Origin of the sequence: Lysinibacillus sphaericus, assembly GCF_002982115.1 — a bacterium.
Taxonomy (GTDB): Bacteria; Bacillota; Bacilli; order Bacillales_A; family Planococcaceae; genus Lysinibacillus; species Lysinibacillus sphaericus.
This window is the reverse complement of sequence record NZ_CP019980.1, coordinates 2,659,865-2,673,476: the sequence shown is the minus strand read 5'-3', so window position 1 is coordinate 2,673,476 and position 13,612 is coordinate 2,659,865. Positions and strand designations below refer to the sequence as shown.

The window sequence follows — 13,612 nt, the reverse complement described above, 5'->3', positions numbered from 1 at the left end:
TTAGCATAACAAAGAGAGGTGTGGAACGAAAATTCGAAAAAAGGGCTGTTTTGATTCCAATTTGGAATGATAGAAAGAAAAAGAATCCGCTCGCTCTACGGGTAATTCGTAGTAAACGAGCAGACTCTTTTAAGGTAATATCAATAATTAAAGCTTTGTGAGCGTTTTGCCGCTCCAGCCAAATAGTATTGTTAAAACTGGACCAAGCAAACAGAAGAAGGTGAATGGTAGATAAGTAGTTGTTGGAATATCTAGTACACTAGCGATAAAAATTCCGCACACGCTCCATGGTACAAGCGGGTTCACAACAGTACCTGCATCTTCCATGACACGCGATAAATTTTTCGGCGCAAGTCCAACCTTTGCAAACTGCGCTTTAAATGCCTCTCCAGTAAGCAAAATGGACAAATATTGTTCACCGATTAATGTGTTGACGCCAATTCCTGTTAGCGCAGCACCCGTAATAACGGAGCCAGCACTTGTAAATAAGCTTTCAATTTTTGCTAAAATACTTTGAATAATACCAAGTGTAAATAATAATCCGCCCATTGTAAGTGCAAGTAATACTAAAGCGATTGTAAAGAGCATACTATTCAATCCGCCACGAGTAAGCAGTGCATCTACGTCTTTAATTCCTGTATTGGATACATAGCCATTAAACAACATGTCAAATACGTGGGACAGGGCCAGTGGTTCTTGTATGTAAGCAAGTCCAACGCCAACGATTGAAACCACTGCAAGTGTAATAAGAGCAGGTGCTTTATATAAGGTCATGATAACCAGAACAACGATTGGTAGTAATGTGTACCAATGAATAAGGCCTGTAGAAAGTAATCCTATTTTAAATTGTTCAACCGTTTCAAAAGAAGTATTGGCACCAGACGGTGATAGCAAGGCATACAAAGCAAACGAAATCACAAAGGCAGGAATAGTCGTCCAACCCATATTTTTAATATGCTCAAATAAATCAACACCTACTGTACCCGATGCTAAATTAGTTGTATCAGATAGCGGTGACATTTTATCGCCAAAAAAGGCGCCGGAAACAATAGCACCAGCCGTGATGGCTAACGAAATATCCATTGCGCCAGCGATTCCCATAAAGGCCACGCCAACTGTCGCAACTGTTGTTAAAGAGCTACCAACGGAAATCCCGACAATGCTACAAATAAGAAAAACAATGGCAAAGAAAAAGCTAGGTGAAACAGTTAAAAAACCGTAATATATCAGCGTTGGAATGGTGCCGCCCATAATCCAACTCGAAATTAAAATACCGATAAAGAAGAAAATAAAGACAGCACCTAAACCAGCACTGGCACCAGCAACCATCCCAGATTCAAGCTCACGGAAAGGTACTTTTTTCAATAGTCCATAGGCAATTAAAAGTGAGATTACTAAAATAATGGGGATATGTGGCGTTGCTTTTAAATAGCCAATACTAATGGCCATTGTGGCAATAATTAAAAGTGTAATGAAGCAAGCCTCAATAAATCGAGGGTTACTTTTTGCTTCAATGCGAAACATACGAATCCTCCTAACAATTACTTCTGCGCTTCAATGCGGTGAAGCCCAAAAGTATTATAGCATGCTTATAAATATTGTCAATTGATTGAAAATTCTGTCTATATAGACCGTTAAAAAAGATAGCGATATTTTCTCGCTATCTACTAGTTAAAATGCGCAACATAATCCCATGCATTTTTGATAATTAAGATACACGTCATGACAATAAAAATAAGACGCATCATGTTCGTCCCCCGTGTTAACGCAAATTTAGACCCTAAAATAGCACCGAATATCATAACGAAGCCCATTGGCAGGCCATATAAAAAATTGACCTGTCCTAATACTAAAAACATTACAAGTGCAGCCAAATTCGATGTGAAGTTAAATGCTTTTGCATTCCCAGCAGCTTGCAAAAAATCATTTCCCATCATTAAAAGGATGAAAATAAAAAAAGAACCTGTCCCTGGGCCAAAAAAACCATCGTAAAAGCCTACCACCGTAAACGCACAAAGAAAGGCTATTTTCTTTCCTATACTTAACATACGTTGCTTTGGCTGTTGTCCCCAATCTTTTTTTAAAACTGTATAAGTTGCGACTAGTACGAGCATAACAAGCATAAGTGGCTTTAAAATCGAAGGTGATACAAGGTGCACAGTGTATGCACCAATTAAAGAGCCTAAAAAAATAAAAGGTAAGATTTTTCCAATCTTTTTAAAATCGACTTTACCTGCCCGCAAAAAAGTCAGCATGCTAGTGCCATTACTGATGGTATTCGCTAGTTTATTCGTTGCAATGGCTGTACTTGGTGGTAATCCTACCGCCATTAATGCTGGTAAAGAAATCAAGCCTCCGCCACCAACAATGGCATTTAAAAAGGATGCGATAAAGCCAAATACTAATAATGTACTAAGTGAAAGTAAATGAATATCCATGAAAATAACCATCCTTTTGCATCATACAATGTTTTCTTGTAAGCGTACTGCTTATGGCTAAAAATAACAATGGTGTTTGTATATTTTGTGGATTTAAAATTTACAATTCCTTTACATTGTAAAATTATAAGAAAAAATTTTTTTCAAGTATTTTTATAAAAATTAAAGAAAAAACGTTACATTCAACAGCAAAAAACGTCTTTTTATTAGAAGATTTCCAACGTTTGTAACTTGTTTACGTATGTTTGAATGAAATATGGCAATTTTAATATTACATTATTGTAAATTCAATTTATTTATCTTTAAAGTTATGTAGAATTATGTAAAGATTTTGTTATGATAGTTGCAGAAATCGACAATATTTATTCAACAGGAGGAACATAATGTTCAACTCAAGTAAGCAAGATCCATTTTTTCAGGCTTTATTAAAAATTTCTCAAAATGTGAAAGAAGGTATTTACTTCGCTCATAACGCGCGTATTCATGATATCGATGCATTAAAAGAGATCGCCGATACAATGAAACAATATGAAACAAGCGGTGATAAGCTGATTCATGAGCTAATTGTTATGCTAAATAAATCATTTATGACACCTATTGAACGAGAAGATATATTAGCGCTAGCAAATAAATTAGATGATGTAATTGACGGGATGGAAGGCTGTATTGCCCATTTTAATATGTACAACTTAACAGAAGTAACAGAGCCGATGCGTCAATTCCTAACGTACATTGCTAAAAGTACAGATGAAATGGTACAAGCAATGGAGCTACTAAATAGTAAAAAGCTTGTAGAAATGCGTAAACATGCCATTCAAATTAAAGACTATGAGCGTGAATGTGATGAGATATTCCGTTCTTCTATGAAGCAATTATTTATTCAAGAAAAAGATCCAATGCGCATTATCGTATTCAAAGATATTTACGAACAATTTGAAGATATTGCAGATTGTTGTCAAACAGTAGCGAATACAATCGAAACAATAATTATGCGAAATGCGTAAGATGGAGTGTACTAAATGGATACAATATTACTGATAACAATATTAGTCGTTATATTCGCACTTGTGTTCGACTTTATTAACGGCTTCCATGATACAGCCAATGCTATTGCAACATCTGTATCAACGCGTGCCCTAAAGCCACGTACTGCTGTGTACATGGCTGCGGTAATGAACTTTATCGGAGCTATTACATTTGTTGGAGTTGCGAAAGCATTAACGAAAGATATTGTTGACCCGTTTACACTAAATACGTATGACGGTGATATTACAGGGTCAGTGGTTATTTTGGCAGCTTTACTGTCAGCTATTACATGGAATTTATTAACATGGTATTTTGGGATACCATCTAGTTCGTCCCATACTTTAATTGGTTCAGTTGCAGGGGCGGCAATTGCTGCGGCAGGATTTGATATTCTAAATTACACAGGCTTTATTAAAATCCTTCAGGCGCTTATTTTCTCTCCATTACTTGCGTTTGTAGCTGGTTTTTTCATGATGTCACTGTTTAAAGTAATCTTTAAAGATATGAATTTATATCGAACAAATAAAGGCTTCCGAACGATGCAAATCGGTACAGCGGCATTGCAATCATTTACACACGGTACGAACGATGCGCAAAAGGCGATGGGGATTATCACCCTTGCATTAATTGCAGGTGGTTTACACCAAGGTGACGATATTCCGTTTTGGGTTCGTTTTGCAGCTGCCTGTGCGATGGGTCTCGGAACATCGGTTGGTGGTTATAAAATAATTAAAACAGTCGGTGGTAAAATTATGAAAATACGCCCAGTGAATGGTGTAGCAGCGGACTTAGCATCTGCTTCGATCATCTTTGGTGCGACGTTAATTCATTTACCTGTATCGACAACGCACGTAATCTCTTCTTCTATTATGGGCGTAGGTACTGCACATCGCGTCAAAGGTGTGAAATGGGGTATGGCACGTAAAATTGTTACGACTTGGGTAATTACAATGCCAATCTCTGCCGTGATGGCTGCTACAATTTACTTTATTTTAAGCTTATTTTTCTAAAATAGTGAAGGAATGCACAACTTATGTGCATTCTTTTTTCTTTGCTATGAATTTGCCCTTGTTAATACATGTGAGTCCATCTATGGTAATTATAAAGAAAGTATAAAGTTCAGAAGAAATACATCAATCCATAGTAAGGTTATGTAACAGGAGGAAAACGATGAATGAAAAGCTATTACTAATAGAGGATGATCACGCAATAGGTCGTATCGTCAAAGATACACTAGAGCAAGAGGGATACTTCGTCACATGGGCAACTACAGGTTTAGAAGGGCTAGCAGACTTTCAAGCGCAACCATTTGATTTAGTATTAGTCGATTGGATGCTACCTGAAATGGATGGCCTTACTGTTTGTCAAAATATTCGTTGGGAAAGTGATGTGCCCATTTTAATGATGAGCGCCCGTAAAGACGAGGCTGATAAAGTGGAAGGCTTACAAGGTGCTGATGATTATTTAGCAAAGCCTTTTAGCTTAGCAGAATTAAAGGCACGTGTTGCCTCCCATTTACGTCGATGGCAACGCTATAAGAAAATAGAAGTGACAGAACATGTCGCTAGATTTACATTTGGCTTAGCAATTGACTGGCATAAAGAACTAGCAACACAGGAAAACAAAGAACTAGCCTTAACTCAAAAAGAGTTTGCCCTGTTAAAGCTATTGGCTAAAAATCCAGGCCAACTATTTTCAAAGGAAGAGTTATATCAGCATATTTGGCAACAAGCGAGTGTAGACGAGACACATACAGTCACTGTGCATATTAAAGCATTACGAGAAAAATTACAGGATCCGGTTAAAACACCACATTATATTCAAACAGTTTGGGGCAAGGGCTATCGCTTCATAGGAGAACCGTTATGAAAATAAAATCTTGGCTACTGATGATGTTTTTTATTGTGATGATTGTGCCAATTGGCGGGGCGTATGGCTTATATATATGGATCGATGCCTATTACCATGATAAAAGCTTTGCAGAATATATTGAGAAATGGACGACACTAAACGATGTCAAGTCGGTCCTGAACGATCCAACATTATATGCCAAAGATGCAGATATACAACAAGTAAAAGTACTTACGAGTGATCAACTAGCTATTACGCTATACGCAAAATCTGGCTTTGTTTATTATTCATCTAATCCGTTAACCTCCGGATTTGTTTCAAGAGAAAATGTGTTAAAAAACTTATATGTATTACAGCAAAAATACAATGCGTTTACATATAAGGAACCCGTTTTTCAACAAGGCGATTTAGTTGGCATTTATGAAATTCAACTTATCAGAAAGGACTGGGTTCAAGGTGTAGAGAGGCGTTCATGGCTCGTGATAGCGAGCGCGATTACGTTATTTCTAGCCGTTTATACAGCAGTCATTTTGTTGCTTAACCGTAAATTACATCGACCGTTACAAGCATTAATGCAACAAATGGATGCATTTGGGAAGGGACAACATGTTGACGCTGTGATGGCTACAAGAAAAGATGAAATCGGGGAGCTTACAAATACTTTTTTAAGTATGCAAAGGGAAATTGAGGTCGCACGTGTCCATTTAAAAAATGAGCAAAAGCAGAAGGAACTGATGATTGCAAGTATTTCACATGATTTAAAGACACCCTTAACAGCAATTCAAGCATATGCAGAGAGTCTACAAAATGCTTCCCTCACTGCGCATATGCAGGAAGAATATCGGGCAGTGATTTTAACAAAGGCAATGGATATGAAGCAAATGCTAGAAGATTTACTTATGTACACGTTGCTTCAATCGACAACCTATGATGTAACACTGGTCCCAGTAGAAGGACAGGAATTTTTTGATATGGCAATCTCGGATTATGAACCACTTTGTCAAAGTAAAGGGCTATCATTGCAAACGTTTTGTGATGTAGAGGGTACCTTTGCTGTTCATCCCTCACAAATGCAACGTGTAATTGACAATCTGATGAGTAATGCAACTCATTTTGGCACTTTAGGCACGACTATTTATTTAGCAGCTATCAGCAATCAAAAACTCGATTGGGGTTTTGATTTTGTGAACGAGGCGCTCACAAAAAAAAGCGGCATATATTTAGTTGTGCAAAATAGTGGAGCAGGTGTAGGTGAACAAGAAATCGAGCAATTATTTGAACCATTGTACCAATCAGATCATGCCCGAACAAAGACCGGACAACGAGGCACAGGGCTAGGCCTTAGCATAGCGAAACAAATTATTGAAAAACATGGTGGAACAATAAATATGGTATCCAAGCGTGGAGTTGGCACAGCAGTACTGTGTTGGTTACCGCCTTACAAAGGAGAAAATGACAAATGAACTGGAAACAAACAATACGAGTTGGGGGACTTATAACGCTGATGACATTGAGTTTAGTTGGTTGTAATTCAGAGACATCTTATTCCCCGCAAGAGATTATAGACCAATCATTACAAGAAACACAAGAGCTAGCAAGTTATTATGGAGAATATACTTTGGATATAGATGAATCCGGAGTCGCTAACGTAAAAGAATGGATGAAGGATGGCAAACGTCGGATTGAGATGTCTGTTGATGGCGATCATGTTATTGCTGTTAATGACGGTAAACAAATTATTTCCTATAGTAAAAAAGAAAACAAGGCAACGATTATTTCATTTGAAAATGGAGAATTAGGAGATTTTATGGGGCAATCGGCAAAAGACAGCGCCCAAGTATTATTAAACTTAGTAAAGGATTCTCACGATATAACCATTGCTGGAGAAGAATCAATTGCTGGTCGAGATACGTATCATATTACAGCGAAAGCACAAAAAAAGAATACATTATTAGGTGATGTTGAAGTATGGATTGATAAAAAAACGTGGTTGACGTTAAAAACAATTACGACGAACGCAGGCAATGTGACGACGCAAGAATATTCTAAGCTCGATGTTAATAAAAAAATGGAGGATAAGTTGTTTACTTTTGATATTCCAAAAGATGCAACGGTAGAAAAAATAGATCCCCAAAATCAAACATCAACGGCAACAATCGAAGAGGTGAAGGAACAACTGGGTAACTTTTTAATGGTACCTGAGGTAAATGGCTTGTCCATATCCTCAATCGTCGATATGAAAGTGAAAGAGCGCCCAGAATTTTCTTTTGAATTTGAAAAAGATGACCAACCTGCATTTTCAGTTTCAGTTCTTAAAGAAGCTAGTAATGAGGAATTTGGTAATCTTGGGAATGAAGAAGAAATACAAGTACGAGGCAAAAAAGGCACATGCATGGATTTAGGAGAACTTTTTGTTATTTCTTGGTCTGAAGATGGCTACCAATATAACATTATAAGTGAAAATCCTGAATTTACTAAAGAAGAAATTTTAGCATATGCCGAGGAAATGACCAATGTTCAGTGAGGTGAACGGTGTGCAAAAGGCGAATTTTATAAAGTGCATAGCATTATTTTTATTTGCTACTGGGTTTTTATACGGTGTTGGTGAAACGTATAGCGTTCCATGGCTACAATTTCAATTTCTAGGTGAATACAATAATGAAGGTTTTTATTTTAGCTTTAGTTCTCTTATTCCGTTACTCGGTGGCATACTCATAGTGGCAATATATGAGACGATCGTTAAACGATTTATCTAAAAAAGAGAAAATCCACTACTATTTGAAGTGGATTTTCTCTTTTTATTGGATGGTTAGGGGCGTTCACTTTCGTTTCATACGCAGGAGTCCGATGAAATTTAACTAAGTTAAGAAAGAGCTAAAAATAGAAAATGTTAAAAATATATAAATTAAAACAAGTCTCTTTTAAAGAGGCTTGTTTTTTAAATTCCTAAATTAGGTTAAATTACTCATATGATGGAAAATAAATAAGGATAAAGAATTGTAATATTTTAGAAGCGAATGTAGTATTAAGGGAGTAGGAAAAGAAAAAGGAGGATGCGGTATGGATTTACAAGAATTTGAAGAACTATGGATTACCCTAAATGAATTATATAGTGCAAATCGCTATTTAGAATATATTGAGTTAAGCAGTCCCGCTATTGAAAGTGCCAATGCACTAGCGTTGTATGATAAGGCAATGCATTTATTGCGCTATAGCTGTATGAGCTATTATCAAGTGGGCGATCTACAAATATCCATCAATTTATTAGAAAAATACCGCGAACTGACTTTTTTATATGGGAATGATATTGACGTCATTCAATATTATTCACTTGCCTCCATTTATTGGGGAACGTTCGGACAACAAAAAAAATGCGAAGAGCTTTTAATGAAAGGGCTAGAAATTGCAGAGCGTATTCAACATATTGAAAGCATGGGGAAAATTTATAACAATCTAAGTGGTTTAGAAATTGAACTCGGTAAATATGCAAAGGCAAAGCGACTTGCCTTAAAAAGCTTATTCTATACGAATGAATTTGATTTGAAGCACGATTCCCCCTATAAGGGTATTATACATGCCAAGACTAATTTAGCTATTGCCCATATTTGGCTGGAGGAATTTGAAGAAGCGAATACGCTCTTACAGGAATTATTGATGACAATAAAAGACCCTCCTTATAATAAGGCACAATTAGAGGTGTTCAATGCGCAAGCACTACTATATGAAAAACAGGGTCGTATTGGTGAAGCAATTGATATGTATCAAAAATCAAAGCATTATGCATTGCAAAATAATGATCTATCTTTGTTACAGACAATTTACAATTCATTAGTTAAGCTTATTGAAGAACAAGGGAATAAAATTATTTTAAGCGCTGTACAAAAGGAATATATTAATATTTTATTAGAAATACAAAGGGAGAATTATACTCAGGTACTATTCGAAATGGAGTATAACGATCAGAAAAAACACTTTGAGCGAACTTCCTATATAGATCCGCTTACAAATATTTATAACCGACGTTATTTTGATGAACAGGCGAAAGAAATGGTGAAAAGTGCAGCAAGCAATCAAAAGCTACTTGCTCTTTTGATGATTGATTTAGATCATTTTAAATCAATCAATGATTCAAATGGTCATTTATTTGGTGACGATGCATTATCCATTACAGCGACCACACTGCAGCAGTTTTTTCAACCGTACGAATCCATTGTCGCACGTTTTGGTGGTGATGAATTTATTGTTCTCCTTCATCTAAGAGAAGGGGAGTCAATCTCTATAATAGCTCAAAATCTATATCATTCATTAACTTCACTGGCATTGACAGTCAATGAAGCTGTCGTGCAATTAGAATTTAGTATAGGTGTAAGCACGAATGAACATGGTTATATTACGCAACTCGAACAATTAATCCATAATGCTGATAGTGCACTTTATACATCAAAACGGAATGGACGTAACCAAATAACACTCTATAACCAATATAACGATGCGGGAAATAGTAAATAAAGGAAAATGTTTACTAGTCTGCTTTCAATCGTGTATAAACATCCGTGACCTTTCAAAGGACAAAACAATGTAATACCTTACTAGTAGGTGAGGTGTAAGGTTTTGTAAAGTCCATAAAAAGCGAGCGGATTTTTTGTTGACATAAAAACTAAAGTTGAGTGTAGTACCGTGTGCTTTACGTGCTACCATTTGCTTGCAAACCAATTAAACAGTAAGTAATCAAGAGTTAACGTCAGTAACAAGAGAAAAAATTTTTTATCAATCGTGAATCGGAAGGTCTTTGGTAAACGTCAGTAGTGTAGAAAGAAGGTGAGGCAGCAATGGAGATTGAACAAATAATTGCAGAGCACGGGGATTATCTACTGAAGGTTGCCTATCTATATGTGAAGAATGAAGCAACTGCAGAGGACATAGTTCAAGATGTGTTTATTGCCTTTTATCAAAAGCAACAGCAGTTTCGACAAGAATCCTCTTTACGTACATATTTGGTCAAAATGACAGTCAATCGCAGTCATGATTATTTACGCAGTTGGAAAAGCAAACGGCTGTCATTATTTGAGAAAATAATAGGACGCGCAACGACCATTACGCCGGAAAAAGAATTGCTCGCTAAAACGACTAAACAGGAGCTAGTAACAGCTTTATTCACTTTATCAGTGCCATACAGAGAAGTACTAATTCTCTATTATTTTGAGGAAATGACCACTGTAGATATTGCCAAGCTAGTTCGTTGCCCAGAAGCAACGATTCGAACAAGGTTACAGCGGGCAAGAAAACAACTAGCATCAATAATTGGTGACGATGATTGGGAGGTGTTACGTTATGAATCAATTTAAAAAAAACGTGTTAAATGAGCTACAGCATGTAAAGCTGTCCGCTGAAAAAAAGCAACAGATTGCACAAAAAGCTAGGGGTAGAAATAGACAAAAACAGAATAGCCAGCGGCAGTATCGTATTGTGTTAGCAACATTTACATTGCTTGCCATTGGTTTTAGCGTCCTTGTCACACTAAAAACGGAACATCCTACAAGGACAATGCAAGGAGCGGCTTTACAGCAAGAGACAAATAGATGGAGCTTATGGATGCTTTTAGAACATGATTGGATAAAAGGACTAGTGCTCTTAAGTTTATTTGTCACTATCGCATTGTGGATCAAGCGTATATTGCTAAAAAAAGGATATGGTTTGCCAGTATGTTTGGCGTGTGGAGAAGTATGGACGGCTAAGCTAGTCCGAAAATATTATTGGAAAAATGGACAAATGTCTTGTCCACATTGTAAAAAAGTACATTACCGCACAAAAAAGTCGGTACAATTAAACGCATTCACTAATTTACCTATACCATTTATGGTTTTTATCAATTATTTCTTTAGTAATCTTTTAATGGGTATTAGCTTTTATATTGTAAGTGTAGCAATTTATCTTTATATTTTAATTCCTGTTGTCATAAAACTACAGGAAGATGACCCTAGCAATGAACCCTTGTGGTAAGTTTTTAAAGGACGATACGAAATATAAAAGTCTCTTTTTATATGAATTTGTCAAAATCGATTGACAACTGTTTTTATTTGCTTTATCTTTTGGTTAACCTATTTTAAAGATAGGTTAACTAAAGGGGGATTTTCGTTTGAAGAAGAGTAGTACTTATAATTATGTGTTAGCGGCATTCGGAGCGGCTATTATCGCAGTTCTTGCACAGGTTACGATACCGCTACCATTGATTCCAATTACAGGACAAACTTTAGCAGTAGGCTTAGTTGTGACAATATTAGGTACAAAGCTTGGTACACTATCTGTACTTGTATATATTTTACTTGGCACAGCAGGAATACCTGTATTTAGTGGTATGTCAGGGGGATATGGTATTATCATAGGTCCAACAGGCGGATATATTGTAGGCTTCCTTGCAGCGGCTGTTTTAATGGGGTTATACTTAGATAAATTTGGTATTACTTATGTACAAGCAATGATTGCCAATATTATCGGCATGGTTGTAACATTGGCATTCGGTACAGTATGGTTAAAAATTGTTGGTGATTTAACATGGACTGCAGCATTTATGGGAGGAGCCGCACCATTTATTATTGTGGGTGTTCTGAAAGCAGTACTTGCTGCATGGCTTGGTGTTGTTGTACGTCGACGCTTAGTAAGTGCACATTTAATTGAAGCAGTAGCATAGGGGGTTATAAAGGATGGCAACGCTTTGGACAGGTGGAACAATTTATACGATGGAACGAGCTGGTGAAACAGTTGAAGCTGTTCTTGAGAAGGACGGAAAAATTGTGGCAGTAGGAACGGTAGATACCCTATTACCACAGGCAACTACTATCCAGCATTTGCAAGGGAACGTTATGTACCCAGGATTTGTCGATAGCCATTTACATATTATTGGCTATGGAGAGAAGTTACTGCATATAGATGTTTCAAACGTAACTAGTAAGGATGAGCTGCTCCATATCATTGGTGCGCGTATGGAAGGCGTTTCTGCAGAGCAATGGGTTGTTGCCATTGGTATGAATGAAACAGCGTATACAGAGCCCATTTTTCCAACTTTGTCAGAGCTTGACGCACTTGGTGAAGCCCATTTAATTATTAAACGAAGCTGCCATCATTTAATTTTAGCTAATTCTAAAGCACTTGCATTTGCAGGGATTACTAATGAATCACCTTCTCCAGAAGGTGGCATTATTGAAAAAAAACAAGGTCAATTAACAGGAGTTTTAAAAGATACAGCATTGTACTTGATTGTTAACAACATGCCTTATTATACGCCTGCATATATAGAGGAAGCGCTTCAAAAATCTGTTGCATCTCTTCAATCTTATGGTTTAGTTGGAGGGCATTCAGAAGATTTAAGCTACTTTGGGCCACCGAGTCAACCAATTCAAGCTTTTCGTAAAATTGTGGATGCCGAAAAATCTTTTAAAGTGCATTTATTACAGCACCATTCCGTTTTTGAGGAAGTTGCGTTGTTAAAGGAACAATCAACGCCGTATGTGGAATTTGGTGCTATGAAAATATTCGTCGATGGTGCTTTTGGTGGCCATACTGCTGCACTGCGTGAGCCTTATTGTGATGATCCAGATAATTATGGCATACTTGTACATTCGATAGCCCAATTAGAGCAATATGTGCAACTTGCACGGCGCTATGGACAAACAGTAGCTGTGCACGCAATCGGAGATTTAGCCATTGAGACAATACTAAATGTTTTCGCGGCATATCCACCTCTTGAGGGGCAATTAGATCGTTTAATTCATTGTAGCCTAGTTGATGAAGCGATTTTAGACAAGTTGGCAGCATTACCGATAGCCGTAGATATGCAACCACAGTTTGTACAAGGCGAATATTTAGCTGAAATAGTAAAATTAGGTGAGAAACGTTCACAAGGTCTACATCCACTAAAATCTCTTTTAGATAGAGGGCTGATTGTAGCAGGAGGTAGTGATGCACCCATTGAAGTGCCAAATCCGTTATACGGAATTTATGCTGCCGTGGCAAGACGAAATTTTGGAGAGAGTCATGAAGGCTTTGGTCCTCAGGAGAAAATTTCGCGCTTTGAAGCGGTGCGTTTGTATACAGTTGGGTCTGCTGAAATCATCGGTCAGGAGCATAGGCGAGGTAAGATAAAAGAAGGATTTAGTGCTGATTTTACCGTGTTCGACGATGATATTTTTACAGTTGATATTGAAAAAATCCCACATATTCAAGTTGCATATACAGTTGTCGATGGTCGTATCGTTTATGAACAGACAAAAAATCGTTGTGAGGCATAGCCACACAACGAT

13 protein-coding genes are annotated in these 13,612 nt (G+C 37.1%); 11 read left to right on the top strand and 2 right to left on the bottom strand.

Features of this window, described 5'->3' with window-relative positions; translation table 11 throughout:
• Positions 1-147: 147 nt before the first annotated feature.
• On the bottom strand, positions 148-1,524 hold the full coding sequence (gene nhaC, locus LS41612_RS13570) for a Na+/H+ antiporter NhaC (protein WP_024363621.1): 1,377 nt from the start codon (positions 1,522-1,524) through the stop codon (positions 148-150).
• Between the two features lie 143 nt (positions 1,525-1,667).
• Entirely contained in the window at positions 1,668-2,438 is a 771-nt protein-coding gene (locus tag LS41612_RS13565) for a sulfite exporter TauE/SafE family protein (RefSeq protein ID WP_080653353.1), read from the bottom strand.
• Positions 2,439-2,821: 383 nt separating this feature from the next.
• Between LS41612_RS13565 and LS41612_RS13560 the strand changes: the two genes are divergently transcribed.
• The 11 genes from LS41612_RS13560 (at position 2,822) to LS41612_RS13510 (ending at position 13,600) form a co-directional block, all read left to right on the top strand.
• Positions 2,822-3,442 (top strand): DUF47 domain-containing protein, encoded by a 621-nt coding sequence (locus tag LS41612_RS13560; RefSeq protein ID WP_025219331.1) that lies wholly within the window; start codon positions 2,822-2,824, stop codon positions 3,440-3,442.
• Between the two features lie 15 nt (positions 3,443-3,457).
• Entirely contained in the window at positions 3,458-4,474 is a 1,017-nt protein-coding gene (locus LS41612_RS13555) for an inorganic phosphate transporter (protein ID WP_024363624.1), read from the top strand.
• Between the two features lie 160 nt (positions 4,475-4,634).
• Positions 4,635-5,333: a response regulator transcription factor gene (locus LS41612_RS13550; RefSeq protein WP_024363625.1), complete on the top strand. Its 699-nt coding sequence runs from the start codon at positions 4,635-4,637 to the stop codon at positions 5,331-5,333.
• Positions 5,330-6,778, top strand: coding sequence for a sensor histidine kinase (locus LS41612_RS13545; RefSeq protein ID WP_024363626.1), 1,449 nt, complete (start codon positions 5,330-5,332; stop codon positions 6,776-6,778). Before LS41612_RS13550 ends, LS41612_RS13545 begins: the two co-directional genes overlap by 4 nt.
• Positions 6,775-7,839, top strand: coding sequence for a LolA family protein (locus LS41612_RS13540; protein ID WP_024363627.1), 1,065 nt, complete (start codon positions 6,775-6,777; stop codon positions 7,837-7,839). The genes LS41612_RS13545 and LS41612_RS13540 overlap by 4 nt, the downstream gene beginning before the upstream one ends.
• Positions 7,829-8,071 carry a hypothetical protein gene (locus LS41612_RS13535; protein ID WP_227665434.1) on the top strand — a complete coding sequence of 81 codons (243 nt, stop codon included), beginning with the start codon at positions 7,829-7,831 and terminating at the stop codon, positions 8,069-8,071. Before LS41612_RS13540 ends, LS41612_RS13535 begins: the two co-directional genes overlap by 11 nt.
• A gap of 304 nt (positions 8,072-8,375) precedes the next feature.
• A complete protein-coding gene (locus LS41612_RS13530) occupies positions 8,376-9,824 on the top strand; it encodes a tetratricopeptide repeat-containing diguanylate cyclase (protein WP_024363629.1) in 1,449 nt (482 codons plus the stop codon).
• A gap of 320 nt (positions 9,825-10,144) precedes the next feature.
• A complete protein-coding gene (locus tag LS41612_RS13525; protein WP_024363630.1) occupies positions 10,145-10,660 on the top strand; it encodes a sigma-70 family RNA polymerase sigma factor in 516 nt (171 codons plus the stop codon).
• Positions 10,647-11,315 carry a TIGR04104 family putative zinc finger protein gene (locus LS41612_RS13520; RefSeq protein ID WP_024363631.1) on the top strand — a complete coding sequence of 223 codons (669 nt, stop codon included), beginning with the start codon at positions 10,647-10,649 and terminating at the stop codon, positions 11,313-11,315. The genes LS41612_RS13525 and LS41612_RS13520 overlap by 14 nt, the downstream gene beginning before the upstream one ends.
• 136 nt (positions 11,316-11,451) lie before the next feature.
• Positions 11,452-12,003, top strand: a complete 552-nt coding sequence (locus LS41612_RS13515; RefSeq protein ID WP_024363632.1) for a biotin transporter BioY — start codon at positions 11,452-11,454, stop codon at positions 12,001-12,003.
• 13 nt (positions 12,004-12,016) lie between these two features.
• Complete coding sequence (locus LS41612_RS13510) at positions 12,017-13,600, top strand: amidohydrolase (RefSeq protein WP_024363633.1); 1,584 nt, start codon at positions 12,017-12,019, stop codon at positions 13,598-13,600.
• Positions 13,601-13,612 lie beyond the last annotated feature (12 nt).

What these genes read in the sequence shown, in the direction of transcription:
- nhaC (WP_024363621.1), bottom strand. Translation starts at nt 1,524, where the DNA reads ATGTTTCGCATTGAAGCAAAAAGTAACCCTCGATTTATTGAGGCTTGC.
- LS41612_RS13565 (WP_080653353.1), bottom strand. Translation starts at nt 2,438, where the DNA reads ATGGATATTCATTTACTTTCACTTAGTACATTATTAGTATTTGGCTTT.
- LS41612_RS13560 (WP_025219331.1), top strand. Translation starts at nt 2,822, where the DNA reads ATGTTCAACTCAAGTAAGCAAGATCCATTTTTTCAGGCTTTATTAAAA.
- LS41612_RS13555 (WP_024363624.1), top strand. Translation starts at nt 3,458, where the DNA reads ATGGATACAATATTACTGATAACAATATTAGTCGTTATATTCGCACTT.
- LS41612_RS13550 (WP_024363625.1), top strand. Translation starts at nt 4,635, where the DNA reads ATGAATGAAAAGCTATTACTAATAGAGGATGATCACGCAATAGGTCGT.
- LS41612_RS13545 (WP_024363626.1), top strand. Translation starts at nt 5,330, where the DNA reads ATGAAAATAAAATCTTGGCTACTGATGATGTTTTTTATTGTGATGATT.
- LS41612_RS13540 (WP_024363627.1), top strand. Translation starts at nt 6,775, where the DNA reads ATGAACTGGAAACAAACAATACGAGTTGGGGGACTTATAACGCTGATG.
- LS41612_RS13535 (WP_227665434.1), top strand. Translation starts at nt 7,829, where the DNA reads ATGTTCAGTGAGGTGAACGGTGTGCAAAAGGCGAATTTTATAAAGTGC.
- LS41612_RS13530 (WP_024363629.1), top strand. Translation starts at nt 8,376, where the DNA reads ATGGATTTACAAGAATTTGAAGAACTATGGATTACCCTAAATGAATTA.
- LS41612_RS13525 (WP_024363630.1), top strand. Translation starts at nt 10,145, where the DNA reads ATGGAGATTGAACAAATAATTGCAGAGCACGGGGATTATCTACTGAAG.
- LS41612_RS13520 (WP_024363631.1), top strand. Translation starts at nt 10,647, where the DNA reads ATGAATCAATTTAAAAAAAACGTGTTAAATGAGCTACAGCATGTAAAG.
- LS41612_RS13510 (WP_024363633.1), top strand. Translation starts at nt 12,017, where the DNA reads ATGGCAACGCTTTGGACAGGTGGAACAATTTATACGATGGAACGAGCT.